This is a genomic window from Clostridium sp. DJ247, assembly GCF_014231265.1.
The window spans coordinates 77,247-96,794 of sequence record NZ_JABAIW010000011.1; the positions used below are offsets into that span (position 1 = coordinate 77,247).

Consider the following 19,548-nt stretch of genomic DNA (forward strand, 5'->3'; position numbering starts at 1 on the left):
TTATGGACATATCAAGATTGAAAGATTTTCAGATTGATTTACTATATGAAGATGGGTCAGAAACAGGTGGTGTTATAAATAATTATAAACCACCTAAACCTGCTTATTTTAGAAAAGGAACTCGAACAATTGGTGGATATACACAATTTCAAAACAATACAGCAAGTGATTGTATTATAGATTTTACAATAGTTTTTCAGATAAAAGGAAACACAGATATTGAAACTGTAGCTAATGCACAAAAATATATGAAATTTATACAAAATTATGCAAACAGATTTATATTAATAAATGAATTCGGAATTGTTTACAAAGGATATATACAAAATAAATTTGATTTAAATACACCGATTGAGGGCGATATCTACTACATAGATGTTGAATTACTTTGCAATCATTCGGTAACAGGGTGGGTGAGTGATGATGATTCCCTGTAAAGTAGAAATATATAAAAAGATCGATGAGAATAATATTTTTACTGGATACGAAAGTACTCCATATACATTTACTAGATTAATAGAATCTGTAAATATAGATAGAAGACTTTCTTCTAATGTTGCAACTGCAAATATAGATATGTTTTATTCTGGTTTTAATGAAGACCTTGTATTATATCAGTATGGAGGTTGGGGAGATAAAATTCCAATATTAGATAATTTTAATAAAATAAAAATTTATATAGATAACAAAGTACAATTTTATGGTGTAATTATTAATTATAGCATAGATGATGAAAAAGCAGTTGTACATTTAAGTTGTCAAGATATGTTTTATCATTTAAATAGATTAGTAGATTGTAGAGTACCTTACATTGAATATAGTAATATATTGGTTTATGATTTATTAACAGACTTAGCAGCTAAGGCTGGAATTCCTACTACTACGGTAATGACAGAAAGAGGGGAAAATTACTTAGTTAATAATATTAAAATTAAGTATGACACCCAAGTCTCTGATGTGTTTGCAGATGCAACTGCAACTTCTAATACTCGTGTTCGTTGTTTAAAAACAGGAGAATTAGCAATTGAAGACATATATCACACTTATGAATACAGTGATGTTTCCAGTAATATAAACTATGATTTTGAATATACTTATACGAAAAAAATTGCTTTTAGTGAAGCAAAAAGAGGTGGAGACACTTTATATAATAGATTATTGGTTAGATTTGATGATAAAACCTATAATGTTTATGATAACCCAACATTATTTAACTATATGTGTGCAGAAAATAAGTTTAAAGAAATTCAAACCACATTAGGTGATACTCAGGAAAAAAGATTTAGATTGGCTAATAGAGCTTTTAGAAATGATACAAGAGAAACAACCACATTAATTTTAAATAGTGTAGAAGGAAATCCAAACTTAGATTTAGGACAGGCACTTAGAGTAAATTTGGATAGCAGAATTGGACATTATATGGTTGTTGGTATCTCTACAAGTTATAGTGCTGAAGGTTATTTTGATACCATAGATATAGAAGGTTTATTACCCACTAATTATATTTCCTGTGAGATTAGTACAGGAAATTACGAAAACACTGATGAATCCAGTGGAACTAATGAGCATTTTGTTGATATTGAAGCAGGAATTTCTAAAAATATAATAATTAATAAAAGTAGAGCTAATAAAATGGCTAAATTCAATACAACAGCAGGAATGTCTCAGGTTGTAATTACTTGTACATTTGATAATAGTAATGCAAGTGCGAGTTTAGTTGCTCCAAGTGGTTATATAATCGGATTAGAAAGCAATCCAAGTGCAACAGATGGAACACAATTATTAACAAGCCCACATGGAACTATTAATTTAACTAATGTAACTGTAAAAGATTTAATGGCAACCCAAATAAGTTTTACAGATTACCCAGGACTAACACAAATAATAAAAATAGATAATCCAATGAAGGGAACATGGGTAATAAGAGGTGTTGGAGTACCTACGGAAGATGTAGGATGTACTATTACAGCAAATATTAAATGGACAATGTTGAATGAAGATGCAGATGTAAAAAGTTATACCACTAGCTAGGGAGGTATTGAAATGGCATATAATAATTTTAGAAGACCAGTCGTTTATATATTAGATCAAGAATTGCGAAAACGTGATTTAAAAAATAAAATAAAAATTAATAATGGTAGCAATTTAGAAAATGATGTTCTACCAAATTACCCCATTGAATTAGTAAGAGATGAAAATAATATAGTATTTAAATGTTTGCATGGCGTAGGTGCTTCACAATGGAGCGAAGAATATATTAAAAATGCAGATGGTATAGTAGTACAAATTTTAAATACTTATCCAGATGGAACAACAGAAACAATACAATTAATAAGAGATCCACTTGTACATTATATAGAACAAGTTTAAAGAGGGTGATATTATGGCACAGCAAAATGTAGCAAGTTATGTTCTTAATTTTGATGAACTAGCTAGTAAACTTATAGATTATTTAAAAAATGGAATAACTGTAGATATAGGAAGTATAACTTTTTCTACAGAAGAGATGGAAAGGCTTCTAAATGAAATAAGCAGTAAAATACAAGGGATTGACTATGCTGATTTAATAAATGCTTTAAATGCTCTCGGAGTTAAACTAGATGGACTCGCAAGTAATTTAGGTATTAGTGGAACACAAAAAATCTATGGAGAAATGTTAGAAATTCCAGCAGTTGCAGGACAACATATTATAGAATTTACAGTACCTAGAACTGGTAAAATAACTGGCATAACTTATTCTCAAAGTACGTGGAGTTATCAGGATACATGGAATCTAGAAGTTAATAGTGAATTATTATTTGATAAAGTTAGAACTAAGGAATATGGAGAACATAAATATTTTAATGTATTCTATACAGTAACAGGAGGACAGAAAATTAAATTTATATTTAATAACAATAGTGTTTCAAGTAAAGTTTTATGGGTAGATTTTAATATTCTGGAGGATTAGCAATGGGATTACCGAAATATATAATTAATTTTGATGAATTAACAAGTGATTTAAAGAAGAAAGTCTTAGAATTAATAGAAAATGAATTAGATAATAAATATCCACAACTTGATACAAATAATATAGAAGCATTGTTAGAAAATATAAAAGGGTTATTACCTAGTGAAAAATATAAAGGGTTAAAAGAAAAAATAGAAGCACTCATAAATTATAGATATGAAGGTAAGCAAAAGATTAGAGGGATACTCTTAGACATTCCTCCAATCATAAAAGAAAATATATCAGAGTTTAAATTTAATAAAGATATTTACATAACAGGATTAAGTATAAATCAAACTGGATGGAAAAAAGAAGATAAATACAGTTTAGCAATAAATAAAAACAAAATAATAGATGGTGCAACTGTTAAAGAAATAGGTGAACATAAATACTTTAATACTTATTATGAAGTATTTGCTAATTCACCTATTTCTTTTATTTTACAAAACAACAGTGGTAATAGTAGACAAATAATGGTGGACTTAGAATATATAGAAGGAACTAAAACTACTGTAGTAATAGAACCACCAACAACGGGACTAGAAGACATTCCTAACGATTGGGACATTGCAGTTGTGATGCATTGGGAAAAAAATAGCACTGCTGATATAGATTTACATGGAGTATTAGGAGATATGCACGTATATTTCGGAAGGAAAACTTACGAAGGATTATATCTAAATTTTGATTATCTAGAACATACAACTAATAAAAATCCAGAAATTCTAAGTGTTAAAGGTCATAAAGATAAGAAACTTCAAATTTATGTAAACAACTATAATGGCAAAGAATTGCTTGAACCTATAGAAATTAAAGTTTACAAGAAAATCAGTTATGGAAATATATTGCTTAAAACTTACAATGTGAATATAGATAATGACAGATTAATAGGTAATGGCATTTGTGAAATAGATTTAAATAGCGTAGAAATTAAGGACATGTTTATAAAAAAAGATATTAGATTACTTTAGGAGGTAGATAAAATGGCAGACAATTTTTATTATGTGGAAGGTAACACAAGCGTAAAAGATTTAATAAAAAATATTTGTATAGAAGTGACTCAAAACGCGGGAGATTTGTATAAGTGGAATTTAGTATATCCTGCTGATATAAACAGTATCACAGATAGAGCAATAGTAAGTACAACAACTTCATATGGGTACACATTTTATACTAAATTTAGAAAACCAACTCAGGCTGATTTAAATTCCAGCGACCAAGCGATATTACAAAAAGCTGAAAGAGCTAAAGTGTTAACAGCAGATGAACTATTATTGTTATACAGATATGAGGAAAGTTTAGCTTTAACAACAACAGAAATTAACATTATAAAGAAAGATGAAACAACATTAACAGATACAGAGCAACAGCAATTAGCTAATATACTAAATTATAGAAATATAACTGATAGCAGAGAGTTGGAGTTATTAAGAAAGATGTATAGAGGACAATCTTTGACTACTGACGAACAAGCTGAACTTGATGTTTTTAATAATACTCATTCATTGACTACGGAAGATACTTCACAAATTAATCAACTAAAAATAGATAAGTTGCTAACAGATAGTATTATATTACTAATAGTTAAAGAGTATTTGGCTATAGATTTGACAAGTTCGGAGCAGACGCAACTTGAAAACTATAGAATCTCTCTGTTATTAACACCTACGGAGGAGAATAGATTAACACAAATTAAAGCTAGTCAAATTGTATTAAATCACGTAGTAATGCAGGTAGGAACAAACTTAAATACAAATAACGATGATTTGGATTCGTCTACATCAAGTGTTCCATCTAGATTTGCATGGTATAAAACTGTAGGTGCTAATATAGGAGACTGGTTACCTGTACAATATTGGATTAATATAACAAAGGATGCACTAAATATTGTATTTAGAGGAGATCCATCGGCAGATAATTACCCTTATGAGAATTATTTAACTTCATACGGGTATATTGGAGCATTAAAACCAATAGAGGACTCAGCAACTACAGATGATAAATATAATTTTGGTATTACTGTATCAAGCGACATTCCTCCAACTTTTGAAAAGAAATTTGGTGAGAGAACTGCAACAGGCATTACAGATGTGTGTATGGTAGCAAATAAAATAGGTATGCCAATGCAACCACATTACCCAGGATTTTATACTACACATAGTTTTATGGATAAATGTAATACAGAGGGTAGTAGATGGAATCATAAGAAACATCAATTCTCTGACATTACATTAGTTCATCCTGTGGATATGGAAAGAGGAAAGATGATTAATACTTTAGCAGGAGATGCTAGTGCTATTTATGATATGGATAAATTAGCTTATAGAAAAGATACTGTGGATGAAGAGTATTATAAGAAATTTAAAATATCAGCACCTTATTGTTTCTTAAATAATAGTGCAAATAATTTATATTGCATTGCAATTAGATGTTATAAAACAACCGAATAGAGGTGATATAAATGCCCCTACATACAATGCCCCTATGTAGTTTTAGTTATGTAGGGGATGTTCTTTCTAGTGCTACTTTCAAATATGATACTACAGATGAAGTATTTAAAAGTAAAGAGAGGTTATTTTATAAAAAGTCAGTTTATGAGATAGAAAAGACAAATGAAAAGTTATTTTATAAAAATTCTACAGTAATAGATGAATCAGAAGCAGTATTGCTATATAAAAATGATTGTAAGATAGATAGACACAAAGAGGTATCTATAAATGCTGAATTTAAAGATATACTTATTGAGAATTTAGATAAGAAACTTAATAGTAATGATTTACGAGTACATAAGACAGAAATTAAAAATATAGGGAATATTGAGAGGGATTTAATTACAAATTTATCTAAGGAATTTGAAAGTACAGCAGATATACAAATTAATATCAAAGACTCTAAGCAACTATCTATAAATGATTTGAGGAAATTAAATAAAAATATATTAATGAATCTAGGTAAAGAAAAAGATATAGAAATTACTAGAGTTATAGTGAAAGATATTCAAAGAGATAATATTTTACAAAATATAAATATCAACACCAATATATTTTTAGATAAGTCATTGCTAAGAGGTATGAGTAAGGCTGAGGAGATACTATTTACAGATAGAATTATAGATAAAGGTTTAGATATTATAAATGATGGAATACAGTTGGATAGGTTAAATCAACATAATGCAGATAAAAGAATTGTTAATCTATTTTTATATAGACATAATGTTAAAAGTATTGATAAATCTATAGAGAATAATTTTTATGAGAAAATTATTTTAAGATATATGGATAAAGCCGAAATCAGCGAGTTTTATTGTAGAGATAATACAAAAAATTTAGGAAATAATCTACATACACAACTTATATATAAAGATATAGAAGATTTAATTAAAGATAAGTCTATGAACTTTATTTATAAAGTCAATATTGTACCTATAGCCAAAATTAATCAATCTAAATTGTTTTATAGAGATGCATTAACAAAAATAAATCAGTTTAAGAACTTTTATCTAAATGATATATCTTTAATAAAGCTAAGTAAGAAAGCTGAAAATATTAATTTAACTAAAGAAACAATCATTAATATTATGCAATCAAAAACTAAAGCTTTGAATGATATATCAATAAACATATATTTAAATAATAATTTATATGGATTAAATAAATTTGCTATAAATACTTATAATTTAAATAATCTATATGGATTGAATAGGTTCATAGAAGACATTTGGAAAGATAAAAAGAGTGGTTTGATTAAGGTGAGTCAAGATATCATAACTAATATTTATGATATAAGAGATTTAGAAGTTACAAATAGATGGTGGATATTAGATTCAACTAATCCAACTGATAGTTTGATATTACCATTTGATTATGATTATTTTAATAATCCATTGCCTATTAATGCTAGATATAAACCATACGGTTATCTTATAGACCAAAACAATCATCCTATTAGCTTCATGCCTTATTTAGAAAACTCAAAAGGAATAGACTTAAATTATGGATTTAATGAAATAGATTTAAGTATTGAAATCATGCTTGAAATGACTAATTTTGTAGGAATGATAGTTCAGCATTCAGCTTCACAATTTGCTAATTGTAGTGGACAAGAAGCTATTGAATTTATTATGGAATTACTACTTAATTGGCTTAACATGGATACTACAATTGCAGAAATGAACTTAAAAGGCAGCAGAGAACATTATATAAGAGCTTATAGGTGGATAAGATGGGAAGCTGAAAAGGTGTGGTTTATGGCAGACAAAAATCATACTCAAGACAGGATGAAGGGTATCAAATATGCTGGAATGTTGTTTGCAGAATTAATAGACTACTTGAAATATCATCACTTCAATATAGTTCCACTATGGAGGAACTTAAAATATATGGATATAGAAAGACAGTTTAATAAACAGGCTACAAATGGAGATGTAATGAGAGAGTTAGATAAATTAAAAGGCAAAAGACATTACGTGATAGAAACACAAAATTTTGAAAGAAAAAATATTTTAGGAGGTAAGTAATATGGCAACTTATAGTGCAGTTACAAATACAAATCAAGGAACTTTTAATAATCCGAGACAAAAAACTTGGGCGGTGATGAATCAAGGGATGTTTGGATGGTCAATTTCATTTACTACAAATTCTTTTGATGAAGCTAAAAAAAGAGCTAGACAGTTTATAAATGCAGGTGGAATATATATGAATATAAATAGAATTATGGTAGTTGAAATAGTACCTATAGATACAGTAATTACACCAAGTGTTTAGAGGTGGTTTAAATGAAACTTATAAAAGTAAAAGATGGATTATTGGAAGCTGAGAATTTTTTCTTAGTTTCTTCTTTTTCGGATTTTGCAGGAAGTTCTAATGTTACTAGAGATATAACTACTGGTAAATTAAAGTTAATCTCCAATAATAAAATTGAGAGGAGTTTCAACTATAATGAATTTGTTATAGAGCTTGAAAAAGAAAATTTTAGTACTATGAATGAATCAGATTATTCTATGCTTTATCTAAGTAATAATAATTATACTTTCGGTATTAGAGATAAAAAGTTAAATGAACAACATAAGTTTTGGAAGATATTAAAGCAGGATAATTATATACAAGCATATTTAAGCTCTAATGGTGCTGAGTATGAAAATATAGGTGGAATGGAATTTAATGAACAGATTACTAAACAAGGATTTCAGAAATATAGCACTGAAGATTTTATACTAAATAATTATAAAGTCTATGCTAATCCATATGTAACTATACAGAATTTTGATGAAGGAACTATATGTGAATTATACGATACAGATAATAACTTACTAAAAATTAGAATATTTGGTGAAAATTTAGAATGTAAAGTATTTATAGATGGAAACATGGAGGGATACTTTATATTTAAAGATGAGTTAGGAAAAGAGATATATACTACAGATATTCTGTCTTTGCAATATGGTGATATTTGGATTGCGAGTCCTTATAATTTTGAAATAATTTATAATGGTAATGTAGTTAATAATGTTATTCCTCCATTATTACAGGATTTAGAAGAACTAATCACTATTAAAAATATAGATATTGACAGTTATCAAAATATTAATATAGGAGTCCAAACATCTAGCAATGATTTAATTCAGTTATCTTTGGATGGTGAAAATTATTTTGATAGCTTAATTATAGATACAATTGCACAGGGAGAAGAAAGAAATATATATGTAAAAATAACTAAAAATGCAGATAATCATAATTTTGCAGTAAGAGATTTTCAACTTGTAATTAATCAATAAGGCAGGTGAGAACATGAGTGAATTTTTTAATGTTACATTAGACAAAGATGTGGTGCTTGATGATAGTACAACAAACAATTATACAGGCTGGACAAGTGAAAAAATACTTAATGAAATTGTAAGTCATAGAATAACTAAATTTGAAGAGCTTGAAGATGTTGATGTAATAAATAAAGAAGATAAGCAAGTAGTAGTTTATTCAGGAGATACACAAAAGTTTACTACAATTAATCTAGGGCAAATAGGTGATGAAGCAGGATTAAGTATTAAACAGGTTTCTAAAATGGGTATCGTAGGAGATACTACTACACCTAAGATAGTAGATATTCCTATAAGTACAGTTGATTTTAAAGTTCCTAAAATAAATGTACTTAGATTTCAACAAGGAACTCAAGATGTTATAACAACAGAGAATAGTTTTAGTAATAGTGAAAGTAACGATTTTGAAGCTGATGATATGGTTATTTTTGATGGTGCAGCACATTTAAAAACTAATTTTACTTATCAAATGAGTTATGAAGGTGATATAGGTACAGGTAAAACTTACAGTGTTACAGTAGATAAAAGTAATTTTAAAACTGTAAATAGCCTAAGTATAGTAGAAAGTGGCGTAGATGAAGTATTAAATATAAATGCGATTCCAAATGATAGATTATTAATTCCAGTAGGTGATATGAATTTAAGTAATGTAAGTAACATAGATTACTTTAATTTAACTGCAACAGGAGCTATAAAAGTAGTTTGTAGTGTTGATAGTGGTAACACATGGAAAACATTTAAAACTGACCATTGGGAAGATATCAACTTAGACTTAGAAAGTGTAAAGATTAATGGAATAGATATTAGCACTTTCAATGCAATAAATAATACATACTGGAATAGTTTAGTTACTGCTAATAAAATTAGATTTGCTTATTTATTACAAGACCTTAATTCCATAGATGAATTAAAATTGCAATATGATGGACAAGGTTATTGGGTAGAAGCTAAGGAAACAGAATATGATGTAGTTTATGCTTCAAATAGTCTACTAAAAGTTAAATTATATTTTAGTGGAGATGTTAAAATTAATTATTAGGATGGTGAAAAAATTACATTATCCTAATTTTTGCGTTTTAAAAATATACGTAAAAGATAGATTTTTTAAATAAATATAAAGAGAAGGTGATTTGATAAATGTCGGTTTCAATAAAAATTAATCAAACAACATTAAATTATAACAATATATATTATGTAAATAGCGTTACAGGTTTAGATACAAATAATGGTACAAGTTCAAGTTCGCCGTTTAAGACAGTTACAAAAGCATATAACTCCTGTATTGATGGAGATGCAATTTATTTAATAGGTGTTACTGGTGCAAACTACAATGATTTCACAAGTGCAATTACTAAACAAATAGATATTATAGGTGATGGAGTTTTAAGTCAAATAACAGGTGCAAGCAACACTGCATTTTTCTCAAGTAGCACTAAGAATGTAAACTTATATAGAGTAAATATATATGGACAAGAATTATTTAGAGGTAGTACAGGTACAGTATATAATTTTTACAATTGTATAGTTAAATTAAATTATTGTTTAGTAGGTTATGATGCAAGTGCTGGAGTGTATAAATTTTATAATTGTATACTTGATGCAAGAGGATTGACTACTTATGGTTTGTACAGAGATAATGCAACTTTTACAAATTGTTTATTTATAGGTAATTGTAATCAGTGGGGTGGCTACGGTGCCTCCATTTTAAATACATGTATAGTAAATGATACTTTTGTAAGTAGTAGTAGTAATTATACAACTTCTAGTACAAGTTATTCAGTTTTAACATTAGATAGTAATTATAATATAGGTGGAATAAGTTGTAAAAATATTGGTACAGGCACTAATCCAAACGGAACTATTGCAAATATCGGTATATATGGTGGAACATTTGGATTAGGAACTTGGACAATATATAAATATCTAGTTCAACAAGGGATTGATATATATGCAATAAAATCTTCATTTTATAATAAAATAGGACAAGCACCAGTTACAGAAGATAATTTTTTAAATTATGGAGCAGATGATTTGACAGCATTAACTACATCGCAAACACAAAATACTGTATTGGGAATTGATAAGGGGATATTGGGTACAGGTAAATATTTTGAATTGAGTTTAGAAAATGATTTTCAAAGCGTAAATAGTTTAACATACGATAAGATTTTTATTTAAAGAGAGGTGAGTTTTGTGGATATAAATAACGCTTTAAGTTTTAATGGTACAAGTTCATATGTAGACTTAAATACAACAAATTTAAGTCTAACCAATGCATTAACAGTTGAATGTTGGAGTAAAAATATTGGCACTATTGGCACTATTAGCACGATAGTTGGTAGATTAAATACGGCATGGACTTCTGCGTCAACAGGTGATTTTTGTTTGTTATATAATGGAGCTAATATAAATGTAAATTTATCAACATCAAGTATATTGGAACAAACAAAAAGCGTTCCTTTTACCAATAGTAATGACTGGAATCATTTTGCGTTTACATATAATGGGAGTTCGTTGAATATATATATAAATGGTATATTAGCAAATACTTTTGCACTAACAGGTACAATAAACGCTTCTACCAATAAAGTATTTATAGGTAAAAGACAATATTCAACTGATCCTAAATATTTGAATGGATATGTAGATGAAGTAAGAATTTGGAATATTGCTAGAACGCAATCAGAAATACAGGCAAATTATAATAAAAGAATTTTTGGTAATCCAACTGGTCTTATAGGTTATTGGAAACTCGATGAAGGAACTGGAACAACGACTGTTAATTCAATAAATAGTAATAATGCAACAATAAATAACTGTACTTGGATAACAGGATGTCCTTATATTATTTATCCAAAATATCTGATACAAGACAGAAACTCCATTTTATACAAATTCGATGGAACAAATATAGTGACTATAGGTGATAATACTTTATCGGATAGTAACTTTTTAAATAATGGAATAAGTGATTTAACAGTTATTTCTCAAAGTGCATGGTCAACTGTATTTCCTGATATAACACAAGTAAAAGTGTTGATGTGGACAGATGATACTAACAAAACAAGTGCAAATATGATTTATAATACTAGTCCATATAGACCTATAGATAAGTTGGGAAATAGTTTTGATATAAAAATGTATAAAGCATAATAATTTAAAATTAATAAAAAAACAATTCTGTAAAAGAGTGATTTTATGAAAGGTAAACTATTTAAAGTGGTTTGTAAAACAATATAATAATTATTTTTTAAGGTAAAATAGAAGGCTAGAAATAGTCTTTTTATTTTGCCTTTTTTAATACTAAAAATTAAAGGGCAATAACTAGACTTAATAGTACTAATTATTGCCTAAAAGGATAGTGACATATTATAAATTCGTATGCTATTTCTCTGCTAGTAGCAGAAGAAACATTTATACAAGAATGTACATATACATATGTACAACAGGGATGTCCAACTACCTTTTCATTATGTAACTATAATAACATATAAGTAATAATTTGTAAATAAATATTTATTTTAGGAGGTGCAAGATGAATAATGAAGATATAAAAGAAAAAATAGAAGATCATGAACAAAGAGTGCGAAAATTAGAACTAGGTCAATCGGAATTTAAGATTGAAATTAAGAATTTATGTGAGAGTTTAAAAACACTTACATCAACAATGAAGTGGTTTATGGGAATTTGGGTAACAAGTTTACTTGGGTTCTTTTTTTATGCAATTCAACACAATATTTTTAAATAATAGGGAGATGATTTTTCATGAGTAAATTGGTATCAAAACAACTTGTAGATTTTGTTAAATCTTTTGAAGGATTTTCAGCCACAAAATATTTAGACGAAGTTGGAATACCCACACTTGGTTATGGAATGACTGGAAAAGAAATTGAAGGATTAAATAGTGTTACTGAAGAACAGGCAGCCAATATGCTTGAAGATTTACTAAATAACAAATATGCAAATGTAATAAAAGTTGATTTGGATAGTAAAGGTGTTACACTAAATCAAAATCAATTTGATGCACTAGTAAGTATGGCATACAATGTTGGTACTGGTGGAGTATTGGGTTCTACATTGTATAAAAATATTTGTAGTGGCATAAGAGATGTAAATACTATTACAAGTAATTTTACTGCATGGAGTTATGCAGGGGGTAGACAATTAGCAGGATTACTTAGAAGAAGACAAGATGAAGCCAAAATGTTCTTTGGCAGTGGTAATACGAATGATGTTTTAATAGAAAATGTAAAAGATCCTATTAGAATACAGCAAATTAAAGCATTACAGTATAATTTGAATTTAGATTATAACGCTAAATTAAAACATGTAGACGGAAACATATATCAAGAAACATTAGATGCTCTTAATGGTATTAAAGGTTTATTGGTTAAAGGTTCAAAGAGTAATGTTGTACTTTGGCTTAAACAGAAACTAATTAAGTGGGGATATATAAAGTCTACGCAATCAATAAACAATGAATTTACGGAAGAATTATTTCAAGCTATAACCATTTTACAAAAGAATTGGGGAAGAGCAACTAGTGGTATCTTAGAGTTGAATACATGGAATATATTCTTAAATAATAAATAGGAAGGTGTTAACATGAAAGATATATTAAAATTTGAATACATATTTGCTTTTGCTACATTACTTATATTATTTGTAGCTTTATTTGTTTTTAGAAATAATAAAGATATAGTAAATATAATTATAACTGCTATAGTTGGAGCTTTGAGTTCTATTACAGCCTTTTTCTTTACTAAGACACAAGTTAGTAATATAAAAGAGGAACAGAAATAGATATAAAAGTTACATATAATAATGTAGAGGTTTTTTATGTCGAAAAATATGTACTTGACATAAAACAAAAACAATATATAATTATAAATATCAATAGAAAATAATTATTAATAAATACTACTTGTTTATATTACAACCATTAATAGATTTCTCAATATAATCCCCTTAACCTTTTCCGAATAAGGTGCAATTAACTTTGTACCTTATTTTTTATCGTGTCGAATGATAATAATTGAAATAAGGTAGAAATAATATATAATAAATATTAATAGATAAATAATATTGTTTAACAGTGTAACTATTTATACATCCCCGTATAAATATAGTTTTCCTAAACTCCTCAAGAGGTACAATTAATTTTGTACCTTATTTTTTTGTTTGTTATTGTCTAATAATGACTATATATAATAGGTAAGAATTTTTATAGGGTGAGAATTAATATGCTTATCTTAATTTATTTTTTGTAAAATTAGGTTGAAATTCTATTTAATATAATGGTATTATTAATATAAGTAATTTAAAAGTAAGTTTTAAATACGTTTTTATAAAAATTTAAACTACCATTTTAGATAAGGTTTCAAGAAGAATAGTAAATGAAGTTAACGGTGTAAATAGAATAGTTTATGACGTAACAAGTAAACCACCAGCAACTATTGAGTGGGAATAGAATAATCAAGCGTTTTAGCCATCGGTATTAATGAAGTAGTGTATGATTTCTGACTGAAAAGTCGATTGTCATGCACTACTTTATTTTTTATATTTGGAGGTATAAAATGGTACAATCTTTGGTTTTCTAACAAACTATTCAGTATATTCATAATCATCATTTTTTGTTTGTTCATGTATATGGAGATTTTTAAAACAGTATTTTATGGCACCTTGGGGACAAGCGTCGGCACACTGCCCACACAAAATACATTCGGAATTTTCAATAGAACTTTTTTGTACCATTTCATTCGTACTAAGCCCCATTGCACAACTCTTATTACATAGTTTACAGTTAACACATTTATTTTTATCTGCAACTAAGTGAAGTGATGGTAATTTAATGAGATTTCTTATTTTATCTCCAATTACCATGAATGGTGCCATCCAACACATATAATGGCAAAAAGACCTGTTTCCAAACATAAATGACATAAATATTATTAATCCAACAACTGTATAATAAACTATATAAGCATATGGCTCTGAAACTGATATTCCGTGTTTAGTCTTATAAAATACGTCAACCGTATCAATTACACCTACTGATTTAGTAATTCCAAGGATAAGACCTATCCAAAACACCCAAACATAATATTTTATCCAGTTGAGTTTGCCAAGCTTTGGCTTTTTATTAGTAGCAACCATACAAATTTCTTGCAGTCCACCTGCTGGACATAACCAACCACAAAAGCTTCTACCTAAAAATAAAGACAAAACAAATAGGAAAGTAAAGAGTATAAAACTGCCTGTAATTATTCCTTGAGATATACCTTGAATAATTAAAATTGGAGAAAAATAATATATTGTTATGGGAAAAAATAAGAATGAAAGAATTAGTATAGTCTTTCTAGTACTTTGCCTTTTCATTATTAATACCTCATAAATGGAAATATATTATACTTTAGATTTATACTATGTTATACCTGAAATTATACCGTCATTTATCTATAATTTCATAATTAAGGTATACTTCTAAGAAAAAGTAATATTAAAAAGGAGCTTATATTGAATAAATGAATGTTAGCTCCTTTTTAATATCATCAAATAAAACTATATATAGCAAATATACATTTAATAATATCTATAATATTAGCAAAGGTGCTAATAATCCTCCAAGTAATCCCACAGAAGCAGCTCCTGTATATGGGTAGTAAGGATAATATGAATAGTATGGATAGTAAGAGTAGTAGGAGTCGTAGTATGGGCTCCATCCCCAGTAGTCATATGGCATAGTAGTCACCTCCTAAAAATTTAGCATTATAAATGCCTAAGTATACTTTGAAGTTTACGGTTAACTACCTATATTAATATATTCCGATTTTTTTAGATTGTTACATTCATTTAGATAACTGAAAATACATTTACTATAATAATTATTTTGAAAATGTATAAACTATAGTTGTATGGTACTGCATTTCACCTTCTAAATATAAATTAGAATTTTATTATAGCAACAAAAGAGCCTGCATGTTTTTAGGATGCAAGCTCTAGTTACTCATAGTTGTTGAGTAAAGGAAATAATATTACCTTACTATAAATTTAAAAATATACAAATTAATAAGAAGTATATCAAGTATTGTGTTAAGAAGTTAAAGGAATTATTCTTCTAACAAGTTCCTCTGTGATATTATGGGGAATTCCATAAGATATAAGAGTTCTAATCACCATAGGATCCTCTTTTTCTATTCTACTTAAAATATCATTTACTTTTTCATTATCTGGTGTCATGTTATCATTAGGGTTTAATGAGGAAGTATTTAAATCTTCAATATTTTCTTTGCTAGGAACTGCATTATCAATCTCTTCAGTATTTTCTATAGTGTCTGCTTTGAGATTACTTTTAGATTTGTTTTTAATATCTTTAGTTAACTCAGTAGTTTGGTTATAAGTCATGTCTTGCCAATATAATGCTCTAGATCTCATGTGCATGCATTGCATACAAGGACAATAATGTGTTGGTAAATAATTATACATTTTAAGGTAAGTACCTCCTAAATTTTAATCACGCAATAGCAGTATATGATAGAGGTTAAAAAAAGTGAGAATAAAAACAAAACGAGAATAGCTTATAATTGCTAGTCTTAACCACTTAATATCTAATACATTACTCATGTTCTCCACAGGAAATTCGGAGTTGTGATAAAACTCCCTCTAAAGCTAAGGATTCTATTGATCCCAACATAATATATTTATTTCAAATTTTTCGTATATTATCATAAAAATAAATAATAAACACATATTATTTTCATAAGATTATTAATTTTTATAAAATTCAGTAATATGTATTGTAAATGCTTTAAAGTCATAGTAAAATGATAAAAATGCTCTGAATTAATTATGTAATATAAAAAGAGGGAGGAAATTATATGTTTGTTGTGGTTGTAGGGGGAGATAATATAGAAAAAATAAATTGTAATCTCTGTAAAAAGGGATTCTGTGTAATTAAACATATAAGTGGTAGGAAAAGTAACCATAAGTGTGTGGAAATACCTAAAAATGCTGATTTAGTGTTAGTATTTATAGACTATGTAAATCATGGTTTGTGTGAACATATAAAAAGAGAATCTAAAAAGTTAGGCATTAAAACCGTGTATTCAAAAAGAGCATGGTCTTGTGTTGAAAACCTACTACTCCAGTAAACTACGTAATGGAGTAGTAGGTTTTTTATGTTATCTATGGAAAGCTTGTAGCACTAAATAATCTTGCCCTTCATCTAAAGCATAGTCTATAGCCTCGCTTTTAGTAACTCCATTTATTACAATGTTATCTTCTGTGGTATCTAGTTCAACTAAACTTTTTAGAATTTTTGAATCGCTTTCACCTCTAGATCTCATTCTAGTCATTTGATCATAGGTATTTTGGCTTACCTGTTTTACAGCACAGTTATTTTCATCTTCCATTAGCACTACAGAATATTTTTTAGTCATAACTTAGACCTCCATTAATTTTCTAATCATATCTTAGTTTTTAGTTTTTCACTATTAAATTTTTTTATAACATAAGATTTCATAATAAAATGTAACTTAAAAAATTTAGCTTTATTTAAAAATTATTATATTAAAAGTTAATCAAAAAAATTTTTCTAATAGTTGATTTATATAGCCAAATAGACTAAAATTTCAAGTAGAACCAATTAAATTAAAACTGGAGGTTAAAAATATGACTAAGAAAAGTTTAACACTAGATTTAAGCAATGCTTCACCTTATTTACAAGAACATGAAATCTATAATTTACAACCATTTGTTAACGAAGCACATAATATGGTACATGAGGGAACAGGTGCAGGAAATGACTTTTTAGGATGGGTAGACCTACCTGTTAACTATGACAAAGAAGAATTTGCAAGAATAAAGAAAGCTGCAGAAAAGATAAAAACTGATTCAGATGCTCTTATAGTTATAGGAATAGGTGGATCATATTTAGGAGCTAGAGCAGCTATAGAAATGCTTTCTCATACATTTCATGGCAGCTTATCAAAAGATAAGAGAAAAGGACCAGCTATATTTTTCGTAGGAAACAACATAAGCTCAACATACATGGCAGATTTATTAGAAACTATAGATGGATTAGATATATCTGTTAACGTTATATCAAAATCAGGTACTACTACAGAACCAGCTATAGCATTTAGAATATTTAAGGACTTAATGGAGAAAAAATACGGAAAAGAGGCAGCAAAAGAGAGAATATATGCTACTACTGATAAAGCAAGAGGAGCATTAAAGTCTTTAGCTGATGCAGAAGGTTATGAAACTTTTGTAATTCCTGATGATGTTGGTGGAAGATTTTCAGTTTTAACTGCAGTTGGACTACTACCAATAGCTGCAGCAGGAATAGATATAGAAGAAATGATGCAAGGTGCAGCTGCTGCAAGAGAAGCTTATAGTAATCCTGATATGAAGCAAAATGATGCATATAAATATGCTGCAGTAAGAAACGCACTATATGCAAAAGGTAAGACTACAGAAATGCTAGTTAACTTTGAGCCGTCCCTTCATTATTTTGGAGAATGGTGGAAACAGTTGTTTGGGGAAAGTGAAGGAAAAGATAACAAAGGTATATTCCCAGCAGCAGCAGATTTCTCAACTGACTTACACTCTATGGGACAATACATACAAGAAGGCTTAAGAGTGTTATATGAAACATTCATAAATGTTGAAAACCCTAGAAAAAATATAACTATAGAAGCAAATGAGGAAGATTTAGATGGATTAAACTTCTTAGCAGGAAAATCTATGGATTTTGTTAACCATCAAGCTTTAAGAGGAACTGTTTTAGCGCACAGCGATGGAAACGTTCCAGCTATAGTGTTATCGATACCAGAGTTAACTGCATATTACTTCGGTTATGTAGTATACTTCTTTGAAAAAGCATGTGCAGTAAGTGGATACCTAGTGGGAATAAATCCATTTGACCAACCAGGAGTTGAAGCATACAAGAAAAATATGTTTGCTTTACTTGGAAAGCCAGGATATGAAAGTCTAAAAGAACAATTAGAAGAAAGATTAAAATAATATAATCTCTATAAGCCCTGTATATATTATTATACAGGGCTATAAAATATTTAATTCATTATTTAAGATAGGAGACATCTATGAGAATTTTAGTAGATGCAGATGCATGTCCAGGTAAAAATATCATAGAAAAGGTTGCAAAAGACTATGGACTTCAAGTTATCATGTATTGTGATATAAGTCATATAATAGAAAGCAATTATAGTACAGTAAAATATTTAGATAAAGGTTTCCAAAGTGTAGATATGGCTGTGGCCAATGAAGCTAAAAAAGGTGATATAGTAATAAGTCAAGATTTTGGTGTAGCAGCTATGGTATTAGCTAAAACTGCTTATGCAATAAGTCCTAAGGGTTATATCTATGATAGTAATAATATGGATAAATTACTTTTTGAAAGACATATATCATCAAAAGTACGACGTGGTGGGGGCAAGACCTCAAATCCTAAGAAGAGAACAAAAGAAGACGATGAAAGATTATATAAAAATTTAATAAGACTAATAGAGGATCATAATTTAAGTATGAAATAAAAAATACTAATCTCACTCATGAGGTTAGTATTTTTTATGTAAATCTACATAGTGGGTTTCAAAGTGGAAACTTAAATTATACTCCGGAATGTGTTACCAAACTTCAGCACGTTAAAAACTTTTAATCAGTCTAAAGTTCGTATTTAAGCAGAGAGCCAAAATCTGTGATTTTGTGCGAATCGCTTACTCCT

Annotated in this window: 22 protein-coding genes and 1 pseudogene; 19 read left to right on the top strand and 4 right to left on the bottom strand. The window is 28.2% G+C overall.

All coding sequences use genetic code 11. The annotated features are described in order from the left end of the window. Positions 1–2: 2 nt before the first annotated feature. From HGI79_RS06670 to HGI79_RS23175, 16 genes and pseudogenes are all read left to right on the top strand, one after another. Positions 3–437, top strand: a complete 435-nt coding sequence (locus tag HGI79_RS06670; protein WP_185649889.1) for a hypothetical protein — start codon at positions 3–5, stop codon at positions 435–437. Then, positions 421–2,031: a hypothetical protein gene (locus tag HGI79_RS06675; protein ID WP_185649890.1), complete on the top strand. Its 1,611-nt coding sequence runs from the start codon at positions 421–423 to the stop codon at positions 2,029–2,031. Before HGI79_RS06670 ends, HGI79_RS06675 begins: the two co-directional genes overlap by 17 nt. Positions 2,032–2,043: 12 nt before the next feature. After that, positions 2,044–2,370 (top strand): hypothetical protein, encoded by a 327-nt coding sequence (locus HGI79_RS06680; protein ID WP_185649891.1) that lies wholly within the window; start codon positions 2,044–2,046, stop codon positions 2,368–2,370. Positions 2,371–2,383: 13 nt separating this feature from the next. After that, entirely contained in the window at positions 2,384–2,950 is a 567-nt protein-coding gene (locus tag HGI79_RS06685) for a hypothetical protein (protein ID WP_185649892.1), read from the top strand. A gap of 2 nt (positions 2,951–2,952) precedes the next feature. Beyond that, positions 2,953–3,960, top strand: coding sequence for a hypothetical protein (locus tag HGI79_RS06690; RefSeq protein WP_185649893.1), 1,008 nt, complete (start codon positions 2,953–2,955; stop codon positions 3,958–3,960). A 12-nt stretch (positions 3,961–3,972) separates the two neighbouring features. Continuing rightward, entirely contained in the window at positions 3,973–5,439 is a 1,467-nt protein-coding gene (locus tag HGI79_RS06695) for a hypothetical protein (RefSeq protein ID WP_185649894.1), read from the top strand. Between the two features lie 11 nt (positions 5,440–5,450). Beyond that, entirely contained in the window at positions 5,451–7,505 is a 2,055-nt protein-coding gene (locus HGI79_RS06700) for a hypothetical protein (RefSeq protein WP_185649895.1), read from the top strand. A 1-nt stretch (position 7,506) separates the two neighbouring features. After that, positions 7,507–7,752 (top strand): hypothetical protein, encoded by a 246-nt coding sequence (locus HGI79_RS06705; protein WP_185649896.1) that lies wholly within the window; start codon positions 7,507–7,509, stop codon positions 7,750–7,752. A gap of 11 nt (positions 7,753–7,763) precedes the next feature. Further along, entirely contained in the window at positions 7,764–8,762 is a 999-nt protein-coding gene (locus HGI79_RS06710; RefSeq protein WP_185649897.1) for a hypothetical protein, read from the top strand. A gap of 13 nt (positions 8,763–8,775) precedes the next feature. After that, positions 8,776–9,840, top strand: coding sequence for a signal peptidase II (locus HGI79_RS06715; protein ID WP_185649898.1), 1,065 nt, complete (start codon positions 8,776–8,778; stop codon positions 9,838–9,840). 98 nt (positions 9,841–9,938) lie between these two features. Next, positions 9,939–10,979: a hypothetical protein gene (locus tag HGI79_RS06720; RefSeq protein WP_185649899.1), complete on the top strand. Its 1,041-nt coding sequence runs from the start codon at positions 9,939–9,941 to the stop codon at positions 10,977–10,979. Between the two features lie 15 nt (positions 10,980–10,994). After that, a complete protein-coding gene (locus HGI79_RS06725) occupies positions 10,995–11,954 on the top strand; it encodes a LamG domain-containing protein (RefSeq protein ID WP_185649900.1) in 960 nt (319 codons plus the stop codon). Positions 11,955–12,336: 382 nt separating this feature from the next. Continuing rightward, a complete protein-coding gene (locus HGI79_RS06730) occupies positions 12,337–12,549 on the top strand; it encodes a hemolysin XhlA family protein (RefSeq protein WP_185649901.1) in 213 nt (70 codons plus the stop codon). A gap of 17 nt (positions 12,550–12,566) precedes the next feature. Continuing rightward, the gene (locus HGI79_RS23645) at positions 12,567–13,394 is read left to right on the top strand and encodes a lysozyme (protein WP_185649902.1); all 828 of its coding nucleotides are present in this window, start codon (positions 12,567–12,569) and stop codon (positions 13,392–13,394) included. Between the two features lie 12 nt (positions 13,395–13,406). After that, entirely contained in the window at positions 13,407–13,604 is a 198-nt protein-coding gene (locus HGI79_RS06740; protein ID WP_185649903.1) for a hypothetical protein, read from the top strand. Positions 13,605–14,166: 562 nt separating this feature from the next. Then, a pseudogene (locus HGI79_RS23175) lies at positions 14,167–14,271 on the top strand (hypothetical protein); the annotation flags it as partial. Between the two features lie 134 nt (positions 14,272–14,405). Here the strand turns inward: HGI79_RS23175 and HGI79_RS06750 are convergent. The 3 genes from HGI79_RS06750 to HGI79_RS06760 form a co-directional block, all read right to left on the bottom strand. Continuing rightward, entirely contained in the window at positions 14,406–15,179 is a 774-nt protein-coding gene (locus HGI79_RS06750; RefSeq protein ID WP_185649904.1) for a 4Fe-4S binding protein, read from the bottom strand. Positions 15,180–15,393: 214 nt separating this feature from the next. After that, positions 15,394–15,543: a hypothetical protein gene (locus HGI79_RS06755; RefSeq protein WP_185649905.1), complete on the bottom strand. Its 150-nt coding sequence runs from the start codon at positions 15,541–15,543 to the stop codon at positions 15,394–15,396. A gap of 350 nt (positions 15,544–15,893) precedes the next feature. Beyond that, positions 15,894–16,286, bottom strand: coding sequence for a hypothetical protein (locus tag HGI79_RS06760; RefSeq protein WP_185649906.1), 393 nt, complete (start codon positions 16,284–16,286; stop codon positions 15,894–15,896). A 392-nt stretch (positions 16,287–16,678) separates the two neighbouring features. Here HGI79_RS06760 and HGI79_RS06765 point away from each other — a divergent pair, with 392 nt between their 5' ends. Continuing rightward, a complete protein-coding gene (locus HGI79_RS06765; RefSeq protein ID WP_185649907.1) occupies positions 16,679–16,951 on the top strand; it encodes a DUF2325 domain-containing protein in 273 nt (90 codons plus the stop codon). A 30-nt stretch (positions 16,952–16,981) separates the two neighbouring features. Here HGI79_RS06765 and HGI79_RS06770 read toward each other — a convergent pair whose 3' ends face one another. Next, complete coding sequence (locus HGI79_RS06770; protein WP_185649908.1) at positions 16,982–17,239, bottom strand: hypothetical protein; 258 nt, start codon at positions 17,237–17,239, stop codon at positions 16,982–16,984. A gap of 232 nt (positions 17,240–17,471) precedes the next feature. On the opposite strand from HGI79_RS06770, the gene HGI79_RS06775 reads away from it, so the two are divergent. Beyond that, positions 17,472–18,827, top strand: coding sequence for a glucose-6-phosphate isomerase (locus HGI79_RS06775; protein ID WP_185649909.1), 1,356 nt, complete (start codon positions 17,472–17,474; stop codon positions 18,825–18,827). An 80-nt stretch (positions 18,828–18,907) separates the two neighbouring features. Continuing rightward, the gene (locus HGI79_RS06780) at positions 18,908–19,357 is read left to right on the top strand and encodes a YaiI/YqxD family protein (protein ID WP_185649910.1); all 450 of its coding nucleotides are present in this window, start codon (positions 18,908–18,910) and stop codon (positions 19,355–19,357) included. The last annotated feature ends 191 nt before the right edge of the window (positions 19,358–19,548 follow it).